This is a genomic window from uncultured Leifsonia sp. (assembly GCF_945957465.1).
Taxonomy (GTDB): domain Bacteria; phylum Actinomycetota; class Actinomycetes; order Actinomycetales; family Microbacteriaceae; genus Leifsonia.
The window spans coordinates 43,757-69,195 of the sequence record NZ_CAMFLC010000018.1; the positions used below are offsets into that span (position 1 = coordinate 43,757).

Consider the following 25,439-nt stretch of genomic DNA (forward strand, 5'->3'; position numbering starts at 1 on the left):
TTGGGGGGAACAGGTGCGGCCACTGCGGCGCAGGATTGGGGGGAATCGATTGCGCCGCACGCCAGAATTTACATTCGGCCGCTGACAAGTCTACGCACAATCAATGCAAACGCAAGTCTGATCGAAGCTCGTCGCCGGCACGTTGTAGAGTCAGGCATTGTCGCGCCACGACTCGAACATCCGCATCGCAAAGGAGCGAAAAGACTCCCCATGAGCAACACAATCGACAACCTGCTCCACGAAGCCCGGCGGTTCGCGCCGACGGAGGAGTTCGCCGCGAACGCGATCGCGACGGCCGATCTCTACGAGCGCGCCGCCGCCGACCGCCTCGGATTCTGGGCCGACCAGTCGCGTGACCTCGTCCATTGGCATAAGCCCTTCACGCGAACGCTCGACTGGTCGAACCCGCCGTTCGCCACGTGGTTCGACGACGGCGAACTCAACGTCGCCTACAACTGCCTCGACCGTCACGTGCTGGCCGGCAACGGCGACCGCGTCGCGATCCATTGGGAGGGCGAGCCGGGCGATTCGCGCACCATCACCTACGCCGAGCTCACCGCCGAGGTCAAGAAGGCGGCGAATCTGCTGACCAGCCTCGGCATCCGGGCCGGCGACCGCGTGGCCATCTACTTGCCGATGATCCCCGAGGCCGTCATCGCCATGCTCGCCGTGGCGCGCATCGGCGCCGTGCACTCCGTGGTCTTCGGCGGGTTCAGCGCGGAGAGCCTGCGCTCCCGCATCGACGACGCCGAAGCCAAGCTGGTCATCACCGCCGACGGCGGTTGGCGAAAGGGCCGGGTCTTCCCGCTGAAGGACGCCGTCGACGCCGCTCTCGCGAACGGTGAGTCGACCGTCGAGCACGTGCTCGTGGTGAAGCGCGGCGAGAACGAGCTGGCGTGGACCGAGGGCCGCGACCTGTGGTGGCACGACGAGATCGCGCTCGTCGACGCCGATCACGTAGCCAAAGCATTCCCCGCGGAGAACCCGCTGTTCATCCTGTACACCTCGGGCACGACGGGTAAGCCCAAGGGCATCCTTCACACGTCGGGCGGCTACCTCACCCAGGCCGCGTTCACCCACAAGAACGTCTTCGACCTCCACCCCGAGTCGGACGTCTACTGGTGCAGCGCCGACGTCGGCTGGATCACCGGGCACACCTATGTCGTCTACGGCCCACTGGCCAACGGCGCCACCCAGGTGCTCTACGAGGGCACGCCGGAGACACCGCACCCGGGCCGGTGGTGGGAGATCATCGAGAAGTACAAGGTCTCGATCTTCTACACGGCCCCCACCGCCATCCGCTCCTTCATGAAGATCGGGCGCCAGCACCCGCAGAAGTTCGACCTGTCGAGCCTCCGCGTGCTCGGTTCGGTGGGCGAACCGATCAACCCCGAGGCGTGGATGTGGTACCGCGACGTCATCGGTGGAGGCGACACCCCGATCGTGGACACCTGGTGGCAGACCGAGACCGGAGCGATCATGGTCTCCGCCCTTCCCGGCGTGACCACGCTGAAGCCGGGAAGCGCTCAGGTCGCGCTGCCCGGGATCTCCATCGACATCCTCGACGAGGCGGGCGTGCCGGTCGGCAAGGACCAGGGCGGACTGCTCGTGGTCACCGAGCCGTGGCCGAGCATGCTGCGCGGCATCTGGGGCGACCCCGACCGCTTCGTGGAGACGTACTGGTCGAAGTTCGGCGACAAGTACTTCGCCGGCGACGGGGCACGCTACGACTCGGACGGCGAGATCTGGCTGATGGGCCGCGTCGACGACGTCATGAACGTGTCGGGCCACCGGTTGTCGACCGCCGAAATCGAGTCGGCGCTGGTCGCGCACCCGCTGACGGCGGAGGCCGCCGTCGTGGGCGCCGCCGACGAGACGACGGGCCAAGCCGTCGTCGCGTTCGTCATCATCAAGCAGAACCAGCTCGAGACGGCGGAGTCCATCGACGTCGCCGCGGAGCTGCGCAAGCACGTCGCGGAGCAGATCGGCGCCATCGCGCGCCCGCGTGACATCTTCATCGTGACCGAGCTGCCCAAGACGCGCTCGGGCAAGATCATGCGACGGCTGCTGCGGGATGTCGCCGAAGGCCGTGAGGTCGGCGACACGACCACGCTCGCCGACACCGCGGTGATGAGCTCGATCCAGGCGAAGCTCACCTGACGCGCAGCCCTGGCTGCGGAAAAGCGTCGCGAATCGGTGAGATCCGCGACGCTTTTCCTGTGCTCGGGGGCTGGGGCGGGGGCTATTCGAAGGCGACGATGAGCTCGACCTCGACGGGAGCGTCCAGCGGCAGGACCGCGACGCCGACCGCGGAACGGGCGTGCACGCCGGCGTTGCCGAAGATCTCGCCGAGAACCTCGGAGGCGCCGTTGATGACACCCGGCTGACCCGTGAACGACGGGTCGGACGACACGAAGCCGACGACCTTCACGACGCGCGTCACGCGGTCGAGCGAGCCGATGACGCTCTTGACCGCCGCCAGGGCGTTGAGCGCGCAGATCCGGGCGTACTCCTTGGCGTCGCCCGCCGGCACAAGTCCGTGACCGTCGCCGACCTTGCCGGTGGCGAGGAGGGCTCCCGAGACCATCGGGAGCTGACCGGAGGTGTAGACACGGCCCGCGTCGACGACCGCCGGCGTGTAGGCGGCGACCGGCGGGACGACGGCGGGGAGCTCGATTCCGAGCTCGGCGAGACGGGCTTCGATCGCGGCCATCAGGCGGCGTCCTCTCCTGGCACCGGACGCTTGAGGTAGGCCACCAGGCCGCCTTCCGGGCCGGTCACGACCTGCACCAGCTCCCACCCTTCGGACCCCCAGTTGTTGAGGATGGCGGCCGTGTTATGGATCATGAGAGGAGTCGTAAGGTATTCCCAGCGCAGCATGGTGCTCTTTTCATTCGGGGGGTTTATCAGGTTCATCGCCTACCCTGATCCTATGTCTGCGCAAAAACCACAGGCTAGAGGTGTGCTCGGAGCAGTCGGCGCTTTCGTCGGCATGAGTGCCGTGGCCGGTCTTCTGGTCACCGCTGCCGTCACCCCCGCCATCGCCGTGACCGGCATGGCCGCCAACAACGGCATCGGCGTGTTCGAGGGCCTGCCCGAGTACCTCCAGATCGGTCAGCTCGCCCAGCCGACCACGATCTACGCGAAGAACGCCGACGGCTCGGACATCGCGCTCGCGACCTTCTACTCCCAGAACCGTCTCCCTGTCGGCTTCGACCAGATGTCGCAGGCCGCCAAAGACGCGGCCATCGCCGGTGAAGACCCGCGTTTCTACAGCCACGGCGGCGTCGACATCCAGGGCACCGTGCGCGGTGTGCTCTCCACGGTCTCGGGCGGCGGCGTGCAGGGCGGCTCCTCGATCACGCAGCAGTACGTGAAGAACGTGCTGCTGCAGAAGTGCGAGGCCATGCCGGTCAAGACCAAGGAGCAGAAGGACAAGTATCAGGCCTGCGTCGACGACTCGACGGGCGTCACTCCCGACCGCAAGGTCAAAGAGATGAAGTACGCCATCGGCCTCGAGAAGAAGTACACCAAGGACGAGATCCTCCAGGGCTACCTCAACATCGCCGGCTTCGGCGGTTCGGTCTACGGCATCGAAGCCGCGGCCCGCTACTACTACAACACCACTGCCGCCGCGCTGACCCCTGCGCAGGCCGCCAGCCTCGTCGCGATCGTCAACGAGCCCACCGGGCTGAAGATCGACAACCCCGACTCCGAGACGAACGGCGCCAAGAACGGCTACGCCAAGAACAAGGAGCGCCGCGACTACATCCTCGGCAAGATGTACGAGTACAAGAAGCTGACGAAGGCCCAGTACGACGAGGCGATCAAGACCCCGATCCAGCCGGTCATCACACCCTCCGTGCGCGGCTGCCAGACGGCGGGAGGCGCGGCGTACTTCTGCGACTACGTGCAGAAGATCTTCCTGAACGACCCGACGTTCGGCGCGGACCGCGACACCCGCACCGCCGCGTTCAACCGAGGCGGCTACAAGATCTACACGACGCTCGATATCGATCTGCAGCGGACGGCCGAGGAGACGTTGAACTCGTACGTTCCGAAGACGTACAAGTTCGACATCGGCGGCGTACTCGTGGGTGTCCAGCCCGGCACCGGGCGGGTTCTCTATATGGCCCAGAACAAGGATTACAGCCAAGACCCCGAGGTCACGAGCACCAGCAATCAATACACCAGCATCAACTACGCCACCGACTACGATTACGGCGGCTCCGGCGGTTTCCAGGTGGGATCGACCTACAAGACCTTCACGCTGGCGGAATGGCTGAAGGAAGGCCACTCGCTGTACGAGACGGTCAACGCGAATGTCCGCACGTACCCGGCCGGCACCTTCAAGGGCTACTGCTATCCCGGCGGTTCCTACCCTTCCACCCCGACTCGCTGGCCCACCAACGACAGCAGTGGTGAGGAAGGCACACGCAGCGCGATCCAGGCGACGGCGGCGTCCATCAACACCGCATTCGTGTCGATGGCTTCGCAGCTCGACATGTGCAAGATCCGGGACACCGCTCAGGCGTTCGATGTTCACACGGCCAAAGGCGAAGAACTCGGAACCAACCCTGCGAGCGTTCTGGGCACCAATGAGATAGCCCCGCTGACCATGGCGACCGCGTTCGCCGGTATCGCGAACGGCGGTGTCACATGCACCCCGATCGCGATCGACAAGATCATCGACAGCAACGGCAAGGACATCAAGCCGCCGGCGACGAAATGCCAGCAGTCGGTCGACCCGACCATCGCGGCGGCTATGGCCTTCGCGATGCAGAAGGTGACGCAGAGCGGCGGAACGGCCGGGGGCATGAACACCACCGGCAAGGACATGCTCGCCAAGACCGGCACCACTGATGGAAACGAACAGCTGTGGCTGGTCGCGGCCACGACCAAGGTCGCGGGTGCGTACTGGGTCGGCAACGTCTCCGGTCACCAGGACATGCGCAGGACATACCCGACGCATGGCACGTCCCCTGCGAGCGCGCGAACCACTGTTCAGCGCATCATGATGTCGGCGGCCGTCGGCAAGTACGGCGGCGATAGCTTCCCGTCGCCGAGCAGCAAACTCGTCCAGGGCATCCAGGTGGCCGTCCCCGACCTCACCGGCAAGTCGCCTGCAGAAGCCAAGTCGATCCTGACCGGCCTCGGTCTCGACAGCGCCGACGGCGGTCCCCAGGACTCCGCGGCGCCGGCCGGCACGGTTTCGTCCAGCAACCCCGCCGCCGGCTCATCCGTCGGCAAGGGCACGGTCGTCACGCTGTACACGAGCAACGGCTCGTTGGTCGCCATCCCGAACGTGGTCGGTCAGAAGCTGGCCGATGCGCAACAAGCTCTGGCGGCCGCCGGTTTCATCGCCAAGGCCAGTGGAGGCGGGTCCTCCCCCGACGACATCGTCCAGGCGATGGACCCGGGCGCCGGCACCCCTGCCAAGGCGGGAACCCAGGTCACGCTCACGCTGCAGAAGAGCACCCCCACTCCCGGGCCGGGAGCGGGCGGCTAGTGCCGCGCTCGTCGGGCCTCCGACCGGCCGTCACCGCGCTCGCGGTGCTCGCCGGCGCGGGTGCGGCCGCGTTCGCGTACGGCTCGCTGGTGGAGCGCCGCGCCTTCACGCTGCGCGAGGTCAGCGTGCCCGTGCTTCCGGCCGGCGCAAAGCCGATCCGGGTGCTGCACCTGTCCGACCTGCACATGGCGCCGTGGCAGACCGACAAGCAGGAGTGGGTTCGGCAACTCGCGCGCTTCCAGCCCGACCTGATCGTCGACACCGGCGACAACCTGAGTCACGAGAACGGGCTGGAGGGCATTCGCGCCGCCTTGGACGCGTTCCAGGGCGTGCCGGGGGTCTTCGTGCACGGATCGAACGATTATTTCGGCCCGCAGTTGAAGAACCCGCTCCGGTACTTCGGCGGCCCCAAGCGCCGTTCCTCCACTGCTCCGCGCCTCGACGACAAGGCCCTGACCGCCTACTTCGAGAGCCTGGGGTGGCTGAACCTCAACAATGCCGCTGGCGCGCTCGACGTCAACGGCACGCACCTCGAGTTCTTCGGAGTCGACGACCCGCACATCCAGGCCGATCGCCTGGAGGCCATCCCCGGCGCACTGGACGAACTGCGCGAAGACGACCCGTACTCCGACGACGCGACGTGGCCGGAGGACAAGCCGCGCTCCGAGCGCCCCACGGTCACGCTGGGCGTCGTGCACGCGCCGTACCGTCGCGTCCTCGACGCGTTCGTCACCTACGGCGCCTCGATGATCTTCGCCGGACACACGCACGGCGGTCAGGTCTGCGTGCCCGGCTTCGGCGCACTCGTCACCAATTGCGACATCCCGCGCCATCAGGTCAAGGGGCTCAGCCTGTGGAGGCACGCGTTCCGGGCCGCGTATCTCAACGTCTCGGCCGGGCTCGGCACGTCGATCTACGCGCCGGTGCGGTTCGCCTGCCGGCCGGAGGCGACGCTGGTGACGCTGGCGGCGTCGGAGTAGACCCGCGGCGCCGACGGTCGAGCTTCGATGGTCATTTGCACCCCTCGCGCTCGTGTATCCTAGTTGAGGCCTTCGGGCCACCGGGGTGTGGCGCAGCTTGGTAGCGCGCTTCGTTCGGGACGAAGAGGCCGCAGGTTCAAATCCTGTCACCCCGACCCAACCACAAGGAGGGCCGGCTCACTGCGAGCCGGCCCTCCTGTGTCGTTCCCGCGCTTGGCGCGAGCGTCGCAGTCCGTGGCTAGAACGCATCCGGCCGCGCGAAGTCCACCGTGGCGTAGATCGACTCGGGGTCGATGTGGGAGCGGATGAGCGGGATGGTGCGCGACACCGCCGTGTCGATGCGTTCGCGGAGGTCGTCGGAGGTGATGGCGTAGTCCTTGAAGTCGGACTCGCTGGCGTAGATGCCGAGCGGCAGCGTGAGGGACTGGAAGAAGCCGAACAGCGGACGCATCTGGTGCTCCACCAAGAGAGCGTGCCGGTCGCTGCCCCCGGTGGCGGTGAGCACGATGGGCTTGTCGATGAGGGCGTACTGGCCGATCTGGTCGAAGAACAGCTTGAACAGGCCGGTGTAGGTCGCCCGGTAGGCGGGCGAGCCGACCACGATCACATCGGCCGACTCCACCGTCTCGAGCGCCTCCTGCACCCGAGCGCTCAGGCCGGTGCGGAACGGTGCGGCGCCGAGATCGGCGAGCAGCGGTGCGAGCTCGATCGTCGTTGACCTTCCGCCCGTCGCCTCGGCGAAGCTGCGAGCGACTTCGTCGACGAGCACGGTCGTGCGGGAGGGAGTGGTGGGGCTGCCGCTCACGCCGACGACGTGGGGTGCGTGTGCCATGCGGTTACCGCCTTCATGCGGGGGTCGGGGTGCGCCCAACGCTACCCTCGGCGCTCAGCGAGCGCCCGCGCGGCCGTCACGCACCGTCATGCAGCGGGGTACAGCTCGGCGACGACGTCGAGCGATCGGATACGGCCCTCCACGGTCGCGGCCCCGGACGACACCATGAGCTCGTCCACACCGGTGGAGGCGATCAGCGAGTCGAGACGCGCCTTCACCTGGTCGGGCGTGCCGATGGCCTGGCGCGCGTTGCGGGCGGCGATGAACTCTTCCTCGGCGGGGCTGAAGTCGTACGCGAGTGCCTCCTCCACACTCACCGGCTGAGGCTTCAGGCCGCGGCGCATCCGCAGGAACGAGAGCTGCCCGGGCAACGACAGCGCCCGCACGCGCTCGGCATCGTCGTCGGAGATCACGTTGACCGCGATCATCGCGTGCGGCTCGCTCAGCTGCTCCCCCGGTTCGAACCGCGACCGGTACAGGTCGAGCGCGGCCTCGGTGTTCTCGCCCGCGAAATGGTGGGCGAAGGCGAACGGCAGCCCGAGCGCGGCGGCGACCTGTGCGCTGTAGCCGCTCGAGCCGAGAAGCCACACCTGCGGGGCGTCGCCGAGGCCCGGCACAGCGGTGATGGTGTGGAGTGGGTTCGCATCCGTCATGCCGCCGTAGAAGAAGCCGAAGAGGTCGAGCAGCTGCTGCGGGAAGTCGTCCACGCCGAGGCCTTCCGCGCTGCGTCGCAGCGCCATGGCGGACGCGCCGTCGGTGCCCGGTGCGCGGCCGATCCCCAGGTCGATGCGGTCGCCGTAGAGGGCACGCAGCGTGCCGAACTGCTCGGCGACGACCAGCGGGGCGTGGTTGGGGAGCATCACCCCACCGGATCCGACGCGGATGCGCTCCGTCGCCGCCGCGATGCCGGCGATGAGCACGGCGGGGGCACTGGAGGCGATCGCGGGCATCCCGTGATGCTCTGCCACCCAGAACCGCTGATAGCCGAGCCGTTCCGCCTCCTGTGCGAGGCGGATCGTTCCTGCCACGGCGTCGGCGTTGCTGCCGCCCGCGGGTCTGCTGGCGAGGTCGAGGACGTTGAGGGGGATAGCGGTGGAAGTCACGAGTGGGGCAACCGCCGCCGCCCTTCGCCCATTCCCCGTCCGGCAGTGCCGGCCGGCGTCGACGTCAGGACGACCGCACCTTGCGCATCCACGCCGCGATCGCGACGCTCACGACGCCGACGACCAGCAGGCCACCGCCCAGCCAGAGCGCCCACTCCGCGACGACCGAGCCGGTGTCGGCGAGACCGGAGCTTCCCGGGTCGTTGACCGCGGTCGCCGTGGTGTCGGCCGGGATCACCGTGACCGTGACGGTGCAGACGTGGCCGCTGGTCGTTCCAACGCCGGTGATCGTGTACGGACCGCTCGCGTCCGACGGCAACGTCACGAGCAGCACATCGCTGCCGTCGGCGTTGGCGTGCTTCTGGAAGGTGACGGCGCTGGCCATGCGGATACTCGCGCCGTTCAGGCCGCTTCCCGTCCACGTGATGAGCTCGCTGGAGGCCCAGGTGCCCGGTATGCAGGTCACGGTCGCCGTGTCGCCGGCCTGGACCGTGCTGGCGTCGATGCTGCACGGCGCGCCGCTCGGATAGTCGGCGGCGTTCGCGGCCGCGGGGGCGGCCAGGAGAAGACCGGCACCGACGATCACCGCCGCAAGGAATCTCTTCAGCATCGGGATCACGCTCCGCTCGACTAGCAAACCCGGATATTCTGATTAATTCTCACTTTACACCCGGAGAGCAGACATTGGCGATGCTTCCGATCGGTTTTCGAGTGCCGAGCGCAGGAGCCGTGCCATCGCCGTTCAACGTGGGAGTGACGGCGACGCTCACCCCGGTCTTCACCTGCTTGGTCCCCACGTACTCGACCGCCACCGTCTTCGACTCGCCAGGGGCGAGCTGGACCTCCACCACCGCCACCGGACGCCCGGAATCGTTGCCGGTCACCGACGGCACCGCGGCGCCGCCGCTCGTCACGCCCGCGAGCAGACCGCCCTGCGGCCCGTAGAAGGCGATGCGGGTCCGGATGGAGCCGGTCGGCACTCCGAACAACCCGCCTCCCGTCACGTAGGACGACAACGTCGTCCCGGCGTTCTCTGGCGCCTTGTTGCTCAGCGTCACCTCGACGCGCGAAGTGACCTTGCGGTCGGCTCGACAGACCGCAGCGCCGGCCGACACGGAGGTGCCCAGGTAGTAGTCCATTTTCCCGCCTGTGCCGTCGTTGAGGTAGACGCCCAGCGCGGTCGTGCCCGCGGTGGAGACGGGGAGGCCGCCGCTCAGCGTGGTCGTGGCCAGGATGGTCTGCTCTGCGGGCCGAGAACTCCAGATCCGGATGCGATCCGACTCGCCGGATGCCGCCAGGACATCGACGAGCTCGGAGCCGCTCACGCCGCCCTGGGCGACGCGCGCGAACACGGAGGCCGCAGCGCCGGCGAAGAACGCGTCCTGGTCGGACGGATGCGAAAAGTGCTGATAGACGCCGCTGAGCAGCAACTGCACGGCGCCGTCGGCCGAGAGGGTCTGCCCATCCGGCATCGCGATTGGCCCGGTCGCGCCCAGCAACCCGCTCAGCACGACAGGATCCACAGCGATCACCCCGTCGACCACGCCGCCGTGGTCGTGCACCCACATCGCCGATGTGATGCGCGCCGCGAGCGGGAAGTCCGGTGTTGCGTTCGCGTCCTGCAGGTACTGCCCCACGACGCCCCCGTAGAGAGCGGTGGTCTCCGCCGGCACGGGGAGGACCGGCTCGGGCCAGGGCCCGAAGGCCGGGGTCTGAGCCGTGAGCGTGATCGCGCCATGGTCTGTCGTGATCTCGGTGACGGATCCGATGAGTCCACCCGTCGCGCGCAGCTCGGCCGGATTCTGGGCCACCACCAGATAGGTGCGGGGACCGCTCGCGCCCAGCATCCCGGGCAGCAGACGCGCGGTGTTCGCAACCGCCTCCACCTGCGGCTGCGCCGTGTGGAGCATCGTTCGCATCCGGGTGACGGCCCGGTCGACCGGCTCGATCAGCCGACGGTCGTCGAGGGCGTCGACCTGGCGCTGGGCGACACCGAACGCGGCGTACGCCTTCTCGACCTCGGGTGCGGCCGCAGCCAGCGGGGCGACGTCGACCCGACCGCCCGACAAGCGCAGTTCACGCGGGTCGACCGAGTCGGCGACCGACACCAACGGCTGGACGACCTGCGTCGCCAGAGTCTCGCCGGCTGCCGCCAGGGTGCGGAAGGCTGCGAGATCGTCACCCAGCCACGGGACGCCCTCCCCCGCGCGCCACACCGGATCGCTGGTGAGCGACGCGGCCGTCCGCGCGTGGCGGGAGAGGTCGGCGGCCGCCGCCTTCGCCTGGGCGACCTTTCCCGATTCGATGGCCGAGCGCGCGGCATCGACGTCGTACAGCGCCACCTTCAGCTCCTGGCGGGCGAGATAGGCCCGCCAGCCGATCCAGCCGGCGCCGAGGAGCAGGATGAGGGCCACGATCAGGATGGCGACGACGATCGGCCTGCTTCGACGCGGCCTCGGAGCGGAAGCCGCGGTCGGCGGAGCTTCTTCGCGCGCGAGACCGGTCGCCATGCGACCAAACTAACAAATCCTCATCTTTTTGCGCAGTGCTCAGCCACCCCCAAAAGGAGGGCGCCGAGTTTCAGCGGCCGAGGCCGTGGTAGGTCCAGCCGGCGGTGCGCCAGGTGTGGGGGTCGAGGGTGTTGCGGCCGTCGATGATGAGGCGGTTGGTGACGTGGGGGGTGAGGGTGTCGGGGGTGAGGGTGGTGTAGTCGGGCCATTCGGTGATCAGGAGGACGGCGTCGGCGTCGGTGGCGGCTTCCACTGCGGTGCTGGTGTAGGTCAGGTGGGGGGCTTGGCGGCGGGCGTTGGGGACGGCTTCGGGGTCGGTGGCGGTCACGATCGCGCCTGCGTCGGCGAGGCGGAGGGCGATGTCCAGGGCGGGGGAGTCGCGGATGTCGTCGGAGTGGGGTTTGAACGCCAGGCCGAGCACGGCGACGCGGGTGCCGGTGAGGGTGCCGGTGTGTTCCCGGACGAGGTCGATGACGCGTTGCCGGCGGCGCAGGTTGATCTGGTCGACTTCTTCCAGGAACCGCACCGACTCGCCGCGGCCGAGTTCGCGGGCGCGGGCGCTGAAGGCGCGGATGTCTTTGGGCAGGCAGCCGCCGCCGAAGCCGACACCGGCGTTCAGGAACCGGCGCCCGATCCGGGCGTCGTGACCGATCGCGTCGGCCAGCCGGGTCACGTCGGCGCCGGTGACCTCGGCGATCTCGGCCATCGCGTTGATGAAGGAGATCTTCGTGGCCAGGAACGCGTTCGCGGCGACCTTGACCAGTTCCGCCGTCGCGTAATCGGTCACCACCACCGGTGTCCCGGCCGCGACCGCCGACGCATACACCTCATCCAGCACCCGCACGGCGCGTTCCCCACGCGGACCTGCCGGGACGCCGTACACGAGCCGGTCGGGGCTGACCGTGTCCTGCACCGCGAAGCCTTCCCGCAAGAACTCCGGATTCCAGGCCAGGGTCGCGCCCGGGACTCGCTCCTCCACGAGCTCGGCGAGCCGTCCCGCGGTGCCGACCGGCACCGTGCTCTTGCCCACGATCACCTCACCCGGGGCCACATGCTCCAACAGCGACGCGAACGCCGCGTCCACGAACCGCAGATCCGCCGCATCCGACCCCGCCGACTGCGGCGTCCCCACCGCCACGAAATGCACCTGCGCACCCGCCACTGCCGCGAAATCCGTCGTGAACGACAACCGGCCACTACCCAACGCCGACGCCAACACCCCCGGCAGACCCGGCTCGAAGAACGGCGCACGCCCCTCCGACAACGCCGCGATCTTGGCCTCGTCGACGTCCACTCCGACGACGGTGTGGCCCAGATCAGCCATGGCGGCAGCATGCACAGCGCCGAGGTAGCCGACTCCGATGACAGAGATGCGCATCAGCTGAAGTCCGAATCCGGTTCGCTGTCGTAGACGGTCGCGGCGCTCACGGGCCAATGCCGCCGGCCGTTGTTGAGCACGCCACGGCTCTCGTCGAGGTAGCAGTTGCCGCAGAGCGCCTCATAGCTGACCTCGGCGCCGTCGATGGCGACCTGATCGCCGTCGAACACGAACACCCCGTCGATCTGGCGCGCGTTGAAGATGGCTTTGCGGCCGCAGCGGCAGATCGTCTTCAGTTCCTCGAGGCTGTGGGCGACCTCCAGGAGCCGCCGGCTGCCGGGAAACGCGACCGTCTGGAAGTCGGTGCGGATGCCGTACGCCAGAACCGGGATGTCGTCCAGCAGGGCGATCCGCAGCAGGTCGTCGATCTGCGCCTCGGTGAGGAACTGCGCTTCGTCGACCAGCAGCGCGCTCACGTCGCGGTCGAAGCGCTTGATCGTGCGCTCCCGATGCTGCTGGAATCTGCCGTACGCGTCCGTCTCGGGAGCGATCAGGAAATCCACTTGGCGGGTCACACCGAGGCGCGACAGGATGCCCATGTCGCCCTTGGTGTCGATCTCGGGCTTGGCGAGCAGCACGCGATGCCCGCGTTCCTCATAGTTGTACGCCGCCTGCAGCATGGCCGTGCTCTTGCCGCTGTTCATCGCGCCGTAGCGGAAATACAGTTTTGCCACGGAGCAATCCTATGCGGGCGCCGCGGGCTCAGGTGAGGTAGCCGTCCTCCGCGGCGCGGCGGATGAGGTCGGCACGCGAACTCGTGGGCCGGCCGGCTTTGCCGTACTTCTCCCGCACGCGCCGCAGATACGTCTTGGCCGTCTCGTACTGCACGTTCATCGCCCGCGCGACCTCGGAGGTCGTGCGGCCGTCGGCGTAGAGCACGAGCGCCTGCCGCTCGCCGTCGCTCAGCTTCGGCCGCGACGCTTCCGGAACGGCGGGCCGCGGTCGCCAGACCGGCTTCTGTTCGACGGCCGCGCCGTCCCGACCCATCGCGGCGAGCGACACGGCGATGAGCTCCGACATCGGCTGGGACTTCGTGACGTACGCGACGGCGCCGGCTGCCAGCGCCGCATCGCGGTCCTGCTGCGTATCCACGGCGCTCAAGACGACCACCTTCGCCCCGGCCGCGCGACAGGTGCGGACCCGCGCTCCGATCGACACCGACTCCTGCAGTTGCAGGTCCATGATCACCAGATCGGTCGGGAACGCCTCGCTGTGCACGAGCTCCAGCCAGCTGCCCGCTCGCACGACGAGGTCGAACTCGGGCGCGTTGCGCTCGATCCAGGTGGCGAGGCTGTCGAGGAGGATCTCGTGGTCGTCGAGGATGGCGAGCCGGATCGGCGGGGATGACGATGCGGGCTGTGCTGTGGCGGTGCTCATGGTGCTCGCCTCCCAGGGTATGCGAAACGCACGGTGAGGCGGCCATCGTCCACGCGCATGGACGCCTCCATCGAGACGGACTGCAGCGCGCCGAGGAACGGTACGAGCGCGGACCGCAGGATGCGACGCGACTCGTTCACCGTTGCGGTCAGCACGAACATCGGGCGTTCAGGACGGGAGACCGCGATGGCGAGGGTGGTCGGGTGGAGCCCGGGGAGGCCGGCCACGGTGCCGATCAGGGCGCCGACGATCGCGCGCTGCTCCTCGCTCAGCACCCGGTCGAGCCGATCGGGATCGTCCACGCGCGTCCAGCGCCGCGGGTCGTCGGCTGCTCCGCGCCGGGCCAGGGCCAGGTCGACCGTCTCGGCGAGCCAGCTGCGGTCGGCGGCATCGACCGCAGCGCGACGAAGTCGCGACGCAATGGCCCGCGCTCGTTCGCGGTCCTCCGGTTCGATCCGCCCGGAGGAGAGCAGGCCGGTGAGGAACGGCACCGCCTCGACGTTGAGTGCGGTGGCGCGCTCTTGCGCGACCATCCGTTCCGCGACCTGCCGAAGCTCGCCCTCCAACCGGAGCTGGGCGGCCCGGGCGACCTCGCGCCAGCGGAGCGTCTCCCCCGTCATCGTCCAGGCATAACCCGCACCGCCGCACGCGAGCGCGAGAATCGGGGTGGCTGCGACGGTCGCGTAGACCGCGGGATGGGTGACGATCGCCAACGACGGCGATTGCGCCGCGGCCAGGGCTCCGAGCACCAGGGCGCCGGCGGTCGCCGTCGCCAGCACCTCGGCGACCGGGCGGTAGAGGGGCATGGCGGTCAGCAGCAGTGCGACGGCGATCTGACCCCAGTCGTCCTGGATGCGCTGGTTGTGTCCCCACACCGACGCGTCGAAGAGGACTGCGGAGGCCAGGGTCACCCCGATGATGGCGACGTGCGACCAGAGCCCGACCGGCGCGAGACCCGGATGGGTACGGATCGCAGCGACGGCGACGGCGACGCAGAGGACGACGATGGCCCAGACCGCCAGAGCCGGGCTGCGCAGCTGCTCATGATGCACGATCGTCGAATAGACGGCATACCCCACGGCGACCGATCCGATCAACGGCACCAGCAACCAGGCCGACTGCACGCCCAGAGGGTCCAGCCGCTGCGGGGTACGCTCGACCGGCATCGACCGATAGCGCACGATGGTGTCCGCGATCACCGTGTTCACGAGGCCACCGCCTCCGGCACGGTCATGATCACGGTCGTTCCCACGTCCTCGCTCGAGTAGATCGTCACGGTGCCGCCGACCTTGCTGATGCGGTCGTGCACCGATTGCCGCAGGCCGAGGCGGTCGGCGCCAACGGGCACCGAGCCGAAACCCCGGCCGCCATCCACGACCATCACCGAGACGGAGCCCTCGCCGGTCGAGACGGCCACCTCCGCAGTCGCGCTGCCGGAATGCCGCAGGACGTTGACCAGGCACTGGCGCACGGCGAGCCCGAGGGCGCGTCGCGAGTCATCGGCCAGCCCGGCGACCGCGTCCCGGTCGCCCGAGACATCGACGGAGAGGCCCTCGTCGCGAGCGTCCTCGATGGCTCGCCGCAGCTCGCTGCCGTACCAGGGGTCGGCGCCCGCCGTCGAAGTCGGCGTCGGATCCCCGGGCAGAGCCGCTCCTCCGAGCGCGTGGAGGTCGGATTCGATGCGCCCGCGGAGGCGCGGCGAGAGCTCGCCCGGTTCGGCGGCCGCAATGGCGGCGAGCTCACTGAGCACGGTGTCGTGCAGGTCCGCCGTCGACTCGGCCAGCAGCTCCCGTCGCAGGTCGACGAGACGCGCGTCGCGCACCGCCCGGTGGATGGCCGACTGGGTTCGGGACCGGGAACCGCGCGTGAGCCCGTCGAAGGCGAGCACGCCGACCAGCAGCAGGTACGCGCCGAGCGAGACCGCGTCGGGACGGAACCCGCGGTCGGCCGCGGTCGCGCCCACAAGCACGGCTGCCTCGGCGAGCGCGAAGCCGAGCGTCGCCCAGAGGATCCCGCCGAGCGCTCCGGTCCCCGTCCCGCCGACCAGGGTCATGGCGACGACCGGAAGGGCGACCACCAGCAGGTTGGTGTCGCGGTACGTCGGAGTGCTCTCGAAGAGGATGTAGACGTACAGGAAGGTGCACACTGCCCCGACCAGCAAGTACACCACCGTCAGGAGAACGGTGCGACCGCGCGACAGCAGGACCAGCAGGAGGATCATCGGCAGGAGGACGAGGGTGCTGATCCAGGAAGTCGACCCTGTCGTCCCTCCCAGCGCGGAAATGGCGACGTTGACGATCGCCATCGCCAAGCACACCAGGGCCGCCCAGCGAGCTGCGGTAGCCAGCGCTTTGGAGTTCGCCGCCCGCGAGAGGTGGCTGGGAAGACCGAGCGACACCGGGCTCCTTCGACGCGAGACGGGCCGGCAGGATCCGCCGGAGGGTGCCGGTGGACCGCGACGCCCCAGAGTGGATTATGGCAGTTCACCCGGTCGCTGTGTACCCCGGGCGTGCAGGTCTCTTGTACCCCGCGGCTTCGGGGCTCCGCTCCAGGCGGCTGCTCAGAAGAGCATCGGCTGAACGCCGAGCGTCACGAGTGCCGCCTCCGGGGTCATCTCCTGGGGCGCCACGCGCTCAACCGCGCGCCGCTCGCCCTCCGTGTCGCGCAGCATCCCGATCGCCGAGGAGCGCACGCCGCCGGTCACCGGGTCCTCCTCGCCGCGTTCCAACCGGTGCGCGCGGATGAGCGGCTTGATGCGCGCAGCGAGCCAGGCTCGGTACTCCTTGGGAGCGTAGGTGCCGCGGCCGTACATCTTTCGATACCGCGGCAGCAGCTCGGGATGCTCGCGGCCGAGCCAGAGGTAATACCACTCCTTGACCCCGGGCTTCAGGTGGAGCGCCGTGTAGAGCACGCTGGTGGCACCGGCAGCCTTCGCCTGTCGCAACGCCTCGTCGAGGTGAGCGCGCGTGTCGGTGAGGTACGGGAGGATCGGCATCAGGAACACCGAGCAGTCGAGACCGTGCTCGCGCACGGCGGTGACCGTCGCCAGGCGCGCCTTGGTCGTCGGCGTCCCCGGCTCGACCGACTGCTGGAGTTCGTCGTCGTACACGGCGATCGACAGGGCGAGGTCGACGGGGACGCGTCGCGATGCCTCCGCGAGCCGGTCGAGATCGCGACGGAGAAGCGACCCCTTGGTGAGGATGCTGAACGGCGTTCCCGAATCGGCGAGGGCGTCGATGATGCCCGGCATGAGCGCGTAGCGCCCCTCGGCACGCTGGTACGGGTCGGTGTTGGTGCCCAACGCGACCGGATGATGACCCCAGCTCGGCTTGGCCAGCTCTTTGCGCAGCACATCGGCCACGTTGACCTTGACGATGATCTCCTGGTCGAAGTCTTTGCCCTGATCGAGCTCGAGGTAGCTGTGCGTGGGCCGGGCGAAGCAGTACACGCACGCGTGTGAACACCCACGGTAGGGATTGATGGTCCAGCCGAAGGGCATCGGCCCTCCCCCGCCGGGAATCTTGTTGAGCGCCGACTTGGCGAGGATCTCGTGGAAGGTGATGCCCGCGAAGTCCGGAGTGCGCACCGATCGGACCAGGTTGTTCAACCGGGCGAGACCGGGCAGGGCCGACGGCGTCTCCACCGCCAGCTCCTGCCCGCTCCACCTCATGCATCTATTCGAACATATGTTCGAATGAGCGTCAAGCGGAAGATCCTCACCGGCTCACAGGGCGACCACGTCCCCGCTCCACCGCTCCCGCAGCCAGCGATCGTGGCTGGCGACGACGACGGCGCCGGGGTAGCCGCCGAGGGCCTCCTCCAGCTCGGTGGCGAGACCGAGCGAGAGGTGGTTGGTCGGTTCGTCGAGCAGGAAGACGTGCGGCGGCCGCGCCATGATGAGCGCCAGGGCCAGACGCCGCTGCTGCCCCACGGACAGCAACCCCACCTCGCGATCGAGGTCTCGCGGCGCGAGCAGCCCCAGGCCGGACAGGGGCACCGTCTCCGCGCGGCGCTCGCCGAGCGCCAGCTCGTAGATCCGCCGCGGCGTCTGCGTCGGATCCGCGAACCGCACGTCCTGTTCCAGAAGCTCCACGCGCAGCCCGCGACGCCGGTGCACCGTCCCGACGAGCGGGACGATCCGCCCCGCCAGCACCGAGAGCAGCGTCGACTTGCCCGCGCCGTTCGGGCCCGTCACCAGCACCCGGGACTCGGCCTCGACCGCGAACCGTGACAGCGTCAGGCGCCCCGGCACGTGGAGATCGTCGGCCTGCAGCAGAGACCCGGCCTCGTCACCCAGACGCTGGAACCCGGCGGGGATGCCCGTGAAGCCGAGCGGCTTCGGCGGCTTGCGCACCTGCGACTTCGTCAGCTCGTCCAGCCGCCCATCGGCGTTCCGGATCCGCCGGCTGATCTGCCTGTCGAGCGTGTTGCCCTTGTACGACTTGACGAACTTGTCGTTGTCGCGCACCTTGCCCGACCACGCGATGGAACGTGCGGTGACCTCGACCGCGTGCTTCAGCGCTGCGAGCTCGGCCTGCTCGTCGGAGTACTGCTTCTCCCAGCGGGCGCGCTCGGCGGCCTTCTCGGCGAGGTAGGCGCTGTAACCGCCGCCGAACACGGTGGTGCCGGAGCGCGTCGGGTCGAGATCCAGCAGCCCGGTGGCGGCCGAGTCGAGGAAGGCGCGATCGTGGCTCGCGAAGAGCACCGGTCCGTGCCAGCCCAGCAGCTGCGACTCCAGGAACGCCGCGGCCTCGTCGTCCAGGTGGTTGGTCGGCTCGTCGAGGAGCAGTGCATCCGGCCGGCCGAGCAGCAGCGCGGCGAGCGCGAACCGGCTCCGCTGACCTCCCGAGACCTCGGAAAGCCGCCGGGCCAGCGGGATGCCGCCCACCCCGAGACCGTCGAGCAATGCGTCGCGACGCGATTCGGCCGTCCAGACCTCGGCACGCTCGGCCGCGCTCAACGCCTCGTCGTAGCGCACAGCGGCGGCAGGATCGTCGCCCGCGAGGGCGAGCGACGCGGCCTCCAGCCCGCGTTCGATCGCGCGCACCTCTGCGAGCGCGTCCTCCATCAGCGCCGCGAGCGTGTCCTCCGGCCGGAAGCGCACCTCCTGCCAGAGGAAACCGACACGACGCGGCCTCGAGACCACGCCGGAGTCGGGAGTCTCGGCGCCGGCGAGCACGCGCAGCAGCGTCGACTTGCCGACGCCGTTCTCGCCGATGAGGCCGATGCGCGCGCCAGGGGGCACGGTCAGCGACACGTCGGAGAGCACCCGCCGGTCGCCGTAGTGCACCGAGATTCCGTCCGCGCGGAGCGGGGAGAGAGTGAGGGTATGCATGAGTTCCACCTTCCGGGCGCTCCGACAGGAGCAGGTTCCCGCCGGGCGGACTTCCGTCGATGGAGTGCGCCGGAGCGCCCAGTGCCGGATGACCAGGCGGCGCAGGACCCGAAGGGTCGCTCCCTCGATCGACGGCGCCTCGGGCGCGGGACGAGAGGAGGTTCTCACTTCATAGCGCCGCCGACTCTAACAGGTCGACGGCACGGCTGTCCAGTCGATCCGTACCGCACGGTACGGATCGACTGGTGGCGGGCGGGTCAGGCCCGAACGACCTGCCCGGCCGGCTGCTCCGCGAGATCGAGCACGGCCGCGGTGTCGGCGAGCACCCGGGCCGCCTCCTTCGGGCGGTCGTTGAGCGTCGTACCGACCGTCGGGATCAGCGTCTTGAGCGTCGGCAGCCAACCCGCGTAGCGGTCGGGGAAGCACGTCTGCAGCAGATCGATCATGATCGGGACCGCCGTCGACGCGCCGGGGGACGCGCCGAGGAGGCCGGCGATCGAGCCATCGGCCGACGCGATCACCTCGGTGCCGAACTGGAGGACCCCGCCCTTCTTGGGATCCTTCTTCATGACCTGCACGCGCTGGCCCGCCGTGATCAGCTCCCAGTCCTCCGACTTGGCGGTGGGCATGAACTCCTGCAGCGCCTTCATCTTCTTGGCGCGGTTCGCCAGCAACTCACCGACCAGGTATTTGATGAGATCGAAGTTGTCGCGGGCCACGGCGAGCATGGGGCCGAGGTTGCCGGCGCGCACCGAGCCGGGGAGATCCCACCAGCTGCCGCTCTTCAGGAACTTCGGGCTGAAGCCGGCGTAGGGGCCGAACAGCAGCGATGCCTCGCCGTCGACGACGCGGGTGTCGAGGTGCGGGACCGACATGGGCGGGGCGCCGACGGCGGCCTTGCCGTAGACTTTGGCCTGGTGCTGGGCGACGATCTTCGGATCGGACGTGCGCAGGAACTGGCCGGAGATCGGGAACCCGCCGAACCCCTTGATCTCCGGGATGCCGGACTTCTGCAGCAGGTGGAGGGCGCCGCCTCCCGCGCCGACGAACACGAACCGGGCAGTCGCCTCGTGCGGCGTGTGGCCGACCTCGTGGCGCACCTTGATGCGCCACAGACCGTCGGAGGTGCGCTTGATGCTGCGCACACGGTGGTTGAGCGCCAGCTCGGCGCCGTTCGCGACGAGGTCGTCGATCAGGGCGCGGGTGAGCGCGCCGAAGTCGACGTCGGTGCCGGCGGTCTGCCGCGTTGCCGCGATGCGCTGCTTGGCACTGCGCTTCTTGGTCAGCAGCGGGGTCCACTCGCCGATGGTCGCGGGGTCTTCCGAGTACTCGATGCCGTCGAAGAGCGGCTGGTCTTTCAGCGCCTCGTAGCGCTTGCGGAGGTAGCGGATGTTGTCGCGGCCGCGAACGAACGTCATATGCGGCGTCGCGTTGATGAACGTGCGCGGGTCGGGCAGGTGGCCGGCAGCCACGAGCGACGCCCAGTACTGTCGGCTCAGCTGGAACTGCTCGTTGATGCTGATGGCCTTCGCGGGGTCGACGGAGCCGTCCGGCGCCTCCGGCATGTAGTTGAGCTCGCAGAGGGCGGCATGGCCTGTGCCCGCGTTGTTCCACGGGTTGGAGCTCTCCTGGGCGACGGCGCCCAGCGACTCGTAGATGCGGATGCTCCAGTCGGGCTGCACGCGCTGGATCAGGGAGCCCAGCGTGGCGCTCATGATGCCGCCGCCGATCAGGACGACGTCGATGGGATCAGTGCTCACCAGACAATCCTACGGCGAGGCGGGCACGCGCCCTCCCGTCGCGCCGGGATCTGTCTCGACATCAAGACAGATGCCGGGCGCCGCGGCACCGAGGGGCGTTCGAAGGGCGCGAAATCGCCCTCAAGCGAGGGTTTTGAGGGCGCCTACGCGCCTCTCGGCGGCCCCTCGGCGGCCCCTCGGCGGCAGAGCGCGGTGCCGGTCAGCCGGCGACGCGGGCGCCCAGGCGATCCGCGACGAGCTCCGCGATCTGCACCGCGTTGAGCGCGGCACCCTTGCGGAGGTTGTCGTTGCTGATGAAAAGCGCGAGCCCACGGCCCTCGGGAGCACCCTCGTCGGCACGGATGCGGCCCACGAAGCTCGGGTCCTGTCCGGCGGCCTCCAGCGGTGTGGGTACGTCGGTCAGCCGCACGCCGGGAGCGTCGGACAGAAGCTCGGTGGCGCGCTCCGGCGAGATCGGCGCTGCGAACTCGGCGTTGATCGACAGCGAGTGGCCGGTGAAGACCGGAACGCGCACGCAGGTGCCGCTCACGAGCAGACCGGGGAGGTCGAGGATCTTGCGGCTCTCGTTACGGAGCTTCTTCTCCTCGTCGGTCTCGTTCAGTCCGTCGTCGACGATCGAGCCGGCCAGCGGGATGACGTCGAACGCGATCGGGCGAACGTACTTGACCGGGTCGGGCATCGCGACGGCCGAGCCGTCATGGACGAGCTGAAGCAGGTTCTCGTCGGCTACCGCGGTGCGGATCTGGCCGGCGAGTTCCTCGGCGCCCGCGAGGCCCGAGCCCGAGACGGCCTGGTACGTGCTCACGGTGAGGCGCTGCAGGCCGGCCTCGTCGTGCAGCACCTTCAGCACGGGCATGGCCGCCATCGTGGTGCAGTTCGGGTTCGCGATGATGCCCTTGCGCGCGTCCGCGATCGCGTCCGGGTTGACCTCGGAGACCACGAGCGGCACGTCCGGGTCCATGCGCCAGCCGCTCGAGTTGTCGATGACGATGGCGCCGGCCTCGGCGAAGCGCGGTGCGTGCGCCTTCGAGCCGGTGGCGCCGGCGGAGAAGAGGGCGATGTCGATTCCGGAGACATCGGCGGTCGCGACGTCTTCGACGACGATCTGCTCGCCCCGGAACGGCAGGGTGGTGCCGGCCGAGCGCGACGAGGCGAAGAAGCGGATGCTCTTCACCGGGAATTCGCGCTCTTCCAGCAGCCGGCGCATCACGCTGCCGACCTGGCCGGTGGCGCCGACGACGGCGATGTCGAAGCCGGGTGTGGTCTCGCTCATGGTCTGATCCTTCGAGTCGTGGTCTGAGGTGTCGAACGGGAGGCCGGCCCGTCGCATTCCCCGGGCGGAGTCCCGGGGCCGAGCCCAGCGGGTCTAGCGGCCGGTGCCGGCGTAGACGACGGCCTTCTCGTCGCCGTCGAGTCCGAATGCGGTGTGAACGACGCGGGCGGCCTCCGCCACGGTGTCGGCGCGCGTGACGACCGAGATGCGGATCTCGCTGGTCGAGATCATCTCGATGTTGATGCCGGCCTCGAACAGCGCCTCGAACAGCGCAGCGGATACGCCGGTGTTGGTGCGCATGCCGGCGCCGACGAGCGCGAGCTTGCCGATCTGGTCGTCGTACTGCAGCGATTGGAAGCCGACCTCGTCCTTCTCGGCGGTGAGCGCCGTCAGCACGCGCTGGCCCTCCGACTTGGGCAGCGTGAACGAGATGTCGGTGAGGCTGGTCGCAGCCGCCGACACGTTCTGCACGATCATGTCGACGTTCGCGTTGGCCTTTGCGACGATCTTGAAGATCTGCGCCGCCTTGCCCGGCACGTCGGGAACGCCGACGACGGTGATCTTGGCCTCGCTCAGGTCGGTGGCCACTCCGGAGATGATGGGCTCTTCCACGGTTCCATCCTTCTGGGCGGCCTCGGCCGCCGCTGCTTCGTTGAGGACGTACGTGCCCTCCTTGTTCGAGAACGAGGAGCGCACGTGCAGGGTCACGTTGTGACGGCGGGCGTACTCGACCGCCCGGATGTGCAGCACCTTGGCGCCGGCGGCCGCGAGCTCGAGCATCTCCTCGCTCGTGATCCGGTCGATCTTGCGTGCGAGCGGCACCTGCCGGGGGTCGGAGGTGAACACGCCGTCGACGTCGGTGTAGATCTCGCAGACCTCGGCGCCGAGAGCGGCGGCGAGGGCGACCGCGGTGGTGTCGGAGCCGCCGCGGCCGAGCGTGGTGATGTCGCGGGTGTCGCGGTTGAAGCCCTGGAATCCGGCGACGATCGCGATCGCGCCCTCGTCGAGGGCGTCCTGTATGCGGCCGGGCGTGACGTCGACGATGCGCGCGGCTCCGTGCTGGGCGTCGGTGATCATGCCGGCCTGGCTGCCCGTGAACGAGCGGGCGTCGTAGCCCATGCTCTTGATCGACATGGCCAGCAGGGCCATCGAGATGCGCTCCCCCGCGGTGAGGAGCATGTCGAGCTCACGAGGCTCCGGGATCGGCGTGACCTCGTGGGCGAGATCGACGAGTTCGTCGGTCGTATCCCCCATCGCCGAGACGGCCACGACGACCTCGTTGCCGGCTTTGCGGGTCTCGACGATGCGCTTGGCGACGCGCTTGATGCTCTCGGCATTCGCGACGGACGAGCCGCCGAATTTCTGAACGATCAGGGCCACAGGCTCTCCAGAACTCACGGGAGTGACCATTCTACCGGCCGGGGATATGCCCGATCGGCCATGTGACGGGACGGCGGGCGGAGCCCGCTCGCGAGCTCAGAGGGGACGCGATTCGCCGCTTCGAAGCGCGCGAGGCGGCGTTTTGCGTCCCCTCTCGGCGGCGGCTCAGGTGGCAGGGCGGAGGGTCAGGAGACCTGGCGGCGGCCTTCGAAGGCGCGACCGAGCGTGACCTCGTCGGCGTACTCGAGGTCGCCGCCGACGGGGAGGCCGGAGGCGAGCCGGGTGACCCGGATGTCGAGCGTGGTCAGGAGCCGGCTGAGGTAGGTGGCCGTGGCCTCGCCCTCGAGGTTGGGGTCGGTCGCGATGATGACCTCCTGCACCGTGCCGTCGGCGAGACGCTGCATCAGCTGGCGGATGCGGAGGTCGTCGGGGCCGACGCCGTCGATCGGGCTGATCGCGCCGCCGAGCACGTGGTACAGACCACGGAATTCGCGGGTGCGTTCGATCGCGACGACGTCTTTCGCCTCCTCGACCACGCAGATCAGCTCGGGCGAGCGCCGCGGATCACGGCAGATCGAGCAGGTCGCCTCTTCGGAGACGTTGCCGCAGATCTCGCAGAACCGCACCTTGTCGCGCACCTCCAGCAGCACCTCGGCGAGACGGGTGACGTCGAAGCTCTCGGTCTGGAGGATGTGGAACGCGATGCGCTGCGCCGACTTGGGCCCGATGCCGGGCAGGCGGCCCAGCTCGTCGATCAGCTCTTGGACGATGCCTTCGTACACGGGGCTACCTCATCCCCGGCGAGCGAGGCGCAGGCTGCTCCTCGAGGAACGTCGCCCCCAGGATCTCGCGGACCACGGCCTCGCCGTAGCGCTGCGGAGCCTGGAAGGTGGGCGTTCGGGAACCGGCGGCCGGCGCAGACCGCTCCGGCGCGGACCGCTCCGGCGCGGGCCGGTCGGGAACCTGACGGCGGTCGGGAGCCTGACGGCGGTCGGGAGCCGGGCCGTCGGAGGTCCGGCCATCGGAAGCCGGGCGGCCGACGGGAGCGACCGATGCGGCCGTACCCGCGGCTGCGACGGGCTGCGGCGCCGGCACGGCACCGGTGCCCGGGGCGGCCGCCCAGTCGCCCGCGGGTTCCTCGGGAACCTCGGACTCGTAGGGAGGCTCGGTCTCCTCCGGAGGTTCCAGCTCGTCCGGCGGGACATCGTCTACGACCGGCGACGGCGTCGGCCCTGCAGAGGCCGGAGCGGCAGGCCTCGCCGGGCCGGCCTGCGGCCGCTCGAGCGTGGCCACGGCGGCAGGGGCGGACGACGGGATGGCGACGGTCGCCCACTCGGTGGTGGTGGCCGACGGAGCCGACGCCGGGGGAACCGCGGACGGAACCGACGGTGTGGCGGAGGACGAAGCGGGGGTCGCCGGGCCGGCGGACGACGCGGTGGAAGTCGGCGCCGTGGCCGACGACGCCGACCGCGCGGGCGGCGAGCCGCCCGCATCGCCGCTGCCGCCACCACCGGCGCCAGGCCAGGTGGGAGCCTCCGGAGCCGAGGACGCGCCGCCGTTCGGCCGGGACGGCGCTCCCCCGGACGGTGCGCCGTCGGCGCGCGCGATGAACTTGACGCGGAGGCCCAGGATCTCGATGATCGCCTGGCGCAAGTACTCGCTCACGCTCTGTCCGCCCGGCGTCTGCGGCTGGCGGAAGCTCTGCACGTCGTTGTCGCTGGGGAAGGACAGCGTGAGCACGTCGTCTTTCAGCGAACGCACCTGAGCCGTGAACACGACCATCCACGCGCTTCGCTTGGCGCGCTGGACGGCGTCGAGAATCTGCGGCCAGGAGTCCTTGACCTGCTGGGTCGTCACCGCACCGACCGGCGCGGGCGCAGGCACGGACGCAGGCGAGGCGGCAGGGGCCGTCGCCGGTTGAGCGGCGGGCGCTGTGCGCTTGGGAGCGTCGGCGCCGGGCTCGACCCGCTCGGGGGCGGCAACGGGGGTGCCGGGGTCTGCC

At 69.4% G+C, this 25,439-nt stretch carries 20 protein-coding genes, 1 tRNA gene and 1 pseudogene; 4 read left to right on the top strand and 18 right to left on the bottom strand.

From position 1 onward, the window contains the following. The first annotated feature begins 210 nt into the window (after nucleotides 1-210). Nucleotides 211-2,160: an acetate--CoA ligase gene (gene acs / locus Q0Q23_RS10115; RefSeq protein ID WP_295122704.1), complete on the top strand. Its 1,950-nt coding sequence runs from the start codon at nucleotides 211-213 to the stop codon at nucleotides 2,158-2,160. Nucleotides 2,161-2,242: 82 nt separating this feature from the next. On the opposite strand, the gene Q0Q23_RS10120 is transcribed toward acs, so the two are convergent. Continuing rightward, complete coding sequence (locus Q0Q23_RS10120) at nucleotides 2,243-2,713, bottom strand: RidA family protein (RefSeq protein WP_295122708.1); 471 nt, start codon at nucleotides 2,711-2,713, stop codon at nucleotides 2,243-2,245. Continuing rightward, entirely contained in the window at nucleotides 2,713-2,847 is a 135-nt protein-coding gene (locus tag Q0Q23_RS10125; protein ID WP_295122711.1) for a hypothetical protein, read from the bottom strand. Before Q0Q23_RS10125 ends, Q0Q23_RS10120 begins: the two co-directional genes overlap by 1 nt. 115 nt (nucleotides 2,848-2,962) lie before the next feature. Between Q0Q23_RS10125 and Q0Q23_RS10130 the strand changes: the two genes are divergently transcribed. The 3 genes from Q0Q23_RS10130 to Q0Q23_RS10140 all read left to right on the top strand — a co-directional run bounded on the left by Q0Q23_RS10130 (nucleotide 2,963) and on the right by Q0Q23_RS10140 (nucleotide 6,644). Continuing rightward, nucleotides 2,963-5,509: a transglycosylase domain-containing protein gene (locus Q0Q23_RS10130; protein ID WP_295122714.1), complete on the top strand. Its 2,547-nt coding sequence runs from the start codon at nucleotides 2,963-2,965 to the stop codon at nucleotides 5,507-5,509. Further along, a complete protein-coding gene (locus tag Q0Q23_RS10135; protein ID WP_295122717.1) occupies nucleotides 5,509-6,489 on the top strand; it encodes a metallophosphoesterase in 981 nt (326 codons plus the stop codon). Before Q0Q23_RS10130 ends, Q0Q23_RS10135 begins: the two co-directional genes overlap by 1 nt. Nucleotides 6,490-6,570: 81 nt before the next feature. Continuing rightward, nucleotides 6,571-6,644, top strand: a tRNA-Pro gene (locus tag Q0Q23_RS10140). A gap of 83 nt (nucleotides 6,645-6,727) precedes the next feature. Here the strand turns inward: Q0Q23_RS10140 and msuE are convergent. The 16 genes and pseudogenes from msuE to Q0Q23_RS10220 form a co-directional block, all read right to left on the bottom strand. Further along, entirely contained in the window at nucleotides 6,728-7,321 is a 594-nt protein-coding gene (gene msuE, locus Q0Q23_RS10145) for an FMN reductase (RefSeq protein WP_295122720.1), read from the bottom strand. A gap of 86 nt (nucleotides 7,322-7,407) precedes the next feature. Then, nucleotides 7,408-8,424, bottom strand: coding sequence for an LLM class flavin-dependent oxidoreductase (locus tag Q0Q23_RS10150; protein ID WP_295122724.1), 1,017 nt, complete (start codon nucleotides 8,422-8,424; stop codon nucleotides 7,408-7,410). Between the two features lie 64 nt (nucleotides 8,425-8,488). Beyond that, nucleotides 8,489-9,034: a hypothetical protein gene (locus Q0Q23_RS10155; RefSeq protein ID WP_295122727.1), complete on the bottom strand. Its 546-nt coding sequence runs from the start codon at nucleotides 9,032-9,034 to the stop codon at nucleotides 8,489-8,491. Nucleotides 9,035-9,083: 49 nt separating this feature from the next. Beyond that, nucleotides 9,084-10,934, bottom strand: a complete 1,851-nt coding sequence (locus Q0Q23_RS10160) for a DUF4012 domain-containing protein (RefSeq protein ID WP_295122730.1) — start codon at nucleotides 10,932-10,934, stop codon at nucleotides 9,084-9,086. A gap of 70 nt (nucleotides 10,935-11,004) precedes the next feature. Beyond that, a complete protein-coding gene (locus tag Q0Q23_RS10165) occupies nucleotides 11,005-12,312 on the bottom strand; it encodes a UDP-glucose/GDP-mannose dehydrogenase family protein (protein ID WP_295122733.1) in 1,308 nt (435 codons plus the stop codon). Continuing rightward, nucleotides 12,312-12,986, bottom strand: coding sequence for a thymidine kinase (locus Q0Q23_RS10170; RefSeq protein ID WP_295122737.1), 675 nt, complete (start codon nucleotides 12,984-12,986; stop codon nucleotides 12,312-12,314). The genes Q0Q23_RS10165 and Q0Q23_RS10170 overlap by 1 nt, the downstream gene beginning before the upstream one ends. A gap of 28 nt (nucleotides 12,987-13,014) precedes the next feature. Next, nucleotides 13,015-13,689, bottom strand: coding sequence for a response regulator (locus Q0Q23_RS10175; protein WP_295122740.1), 675 nt, complete (start codon nucleotides 13,687-13,689; stop codon nucleotides 13,015-13,017). Further along, nucleotides 13,686-14,897: a hypothetical protein gene (locus Q0Q23_RS10180; protein ID WP_295122743.1), complete on the bottom strand. Its 1,212-nt coding sequence runs from the start codon at nucleotides 14,895-14,897 to the stop codon at nucleotides 13,686-13,688. The genes Q0Q23_RS10175 and Q0Q23_RS10180 overlap by 4 nt, the downstream gene beginning before the upstream one ends. Further along, nucleotides 14,894-16,087, bottom strand: a complete 1,194-nt coding sequence (locus Q0Q23_RS10185) for a sensor histidine kinase (RefSeq protein WP_295122747.1) — start codon at nucleotides 16,085-16,087, stop codon at nucleotides 14,894-14,896. The genes Q0Q23_RS10180 and Q0Q23_RS10185 overlap by 4 nt, the downstream gene beginning before the upstream one ends. A 162-nt stretch (nucleotides 16,088-16,249) precedes the next feature. Further along, complete coding sequence (locus tag Q0Q23_RS10190; RefSeq protein ID WP_295122751.1) at nucleotides 16,250-17,359, bottom strand: Rv2578c family radical SAM protein; 1,110 nt, start codon at nucleotides 17,357-17,359, stop codon at nucleotides 16,250-16,252. 54 nt (nucleotides 17,360-17,413) lie between these two features. Further along, complete coding sequence (locus Q0Q23_RS10195; RefSeq protein ID WP_295122753.1) at nucleotides 17,414-19,024, bottom strand: ABC-F family ATP-binding cassette domain-containing protein; 1,611 nt, start codon at nucleotides 19,022-19,024, stop codon at nucleotides 17,414-17,416. Nucleotides 19,025-19,281: 257 nt separating this feature from the next. After that, complete coding sequence (locus Q0Q23_RS10200; protein ID WP_295122756.1) at nucleotides 19,282-20,784, bottom strand: malate:quinone oxidoreductase; 1,503 nt, start codon at nucleotides 20,782-20,784, stop codon at nucleotides 19,282-19,284. Between the two features lie 199 nt (nucleotides 20,785-20,983). After that, nucleotides 20,984-22,057: an aspartate-semialdehyde dehydrogenase gene (locus Q0Q23_RS10205; RefSeq protein WP_295122759.1), complete on the bottom strand. Its 1,074-nt coding sequence runs from the start codon at nucleotides 22,055-22,057 to the stop codon at nucleotides 20,984-20,986. Between the two features lie 93 nt (nucleotides 22,058-22,150). After that, complete coding sequence (locus Q0Q23_RS10210; protein WP_295122765.1) at nucleotides 22,151-23,437, bottom strand: aspartate kinase; 1,287 nt, start codon at nucleotides 23,435-23,437, stop codon at nucleotides 22,151-22,153. A 185-nt stretch (nucleotides 23,438-23,622) separates the two neighbouring features. Beyond that, the gene (gene recR, locus Q0Q23_RS10215; RefSeq protein WP_295122762.1) at nucleotides 23,623-24,219 is read right to left on the bottom strand and encodes a recombination mediator RecR; all 597 of its coding nucleotides are present in this window, start codon (nucleotides 24,217-24,219) and stop codon (nucleotides 23,623-23,625) included. A gap of 4 nt (nucleotides 24,220-24,223) precedes the next feature. After that, a pseudogene (locus Q0Q23_RS10220) lies at nucleotides 24,224-25,439 on the bottom strand (DNA polymerase III subunit gamma and tau); the annotation flags it as partial.

What these genes read in the sequence shown, in the direction of transcription:
- acs (WP_295122704.1), top strand. Translation starts at nt 211, where the DNA reads ATGAGCAACACAATCGACAACCTGCTCCACGAAGCCCGGCGGTTCGCG.
- Q0Q23_RS10120 (WP_295122708.1), bottom strand. Translation starts at nt 2,713, where the DNA reads ATGGCCGCGATCGAAGCCCGTCTCGCCGAGCTCGGAATCGAGCTCCCC.
- Q0Q23_RS10125 (WP_295122711.1), bottom strand. Translation starts at nt 2,847, where the DNA reads ATGATCCATAACACGGCCGCCATCCTCAACAACTGGGGGTCCGAAGGG.
- msuE (WP_295122720.1), bottom strand. Translation starts at nt 7,321, where the DNA reads ATGGCACACGCACCCCACGTCGTCGGCGTGAGCGGCAGCCCCACCACT.
- Q0Q23_RS10155 (WP_295122727.1), bottom strand. Translation starts at nt 9,034, where the DNA reads ATGCTGAAGAGATTCCTTGCGGCGGTGATCGTCGGTGCCGGTCTTCTC.
- Q0Q23_RS10160 (WP_295122730.1), bottom strand. Translation starts at nt 10,934, where the DNA reads ATGGCGACCGGTCTCGCGCGCGAAGAAGCTCCGCCGACCGCGGCTTCC.
- Q0Q23_RS10165 (WP_295122733.1), bottom strand. Translation starts at nt 12,312, where the DNA reads ATGCGCATCTCTGTCATCGGAGTCGGCTACCTCGGCGCTGTGCATGCT.
- Q0Q23_RS10175 (WP_295122740.1), bottom strand. Translation starts at nt 13,689, where the DNA reads ATGAGCACCGCCACAGCACAGCCCGCATCGTCATCCCCGCCGATCCGG.
- Q0Q23_RS10190 (WP_295122751.1), bottom strand. Translation starts at nt 17,359, where the DNA reads ATGAGGTGGAGCGGGCAGGAGCTGGCGGTGGAGACGCCGTCGGCCCTG.
- Q0Q23_RS10195 (WP_295122753.1), bottom strand. Translation starts at nt 19,024, where the DNA reads ATGCATACCCTCACTCTCTCCCCGCTCCGCGCGGACGGAATCTCGGTG.
- Q0Q23_RS10205 (WP_295122759.1), bottom strand. Translation starts at nt 22,057, where the DNA reads ATGAGCGAGACCACACCCGGCTTCGACATCGCCGTCGTCGGCGCCACC.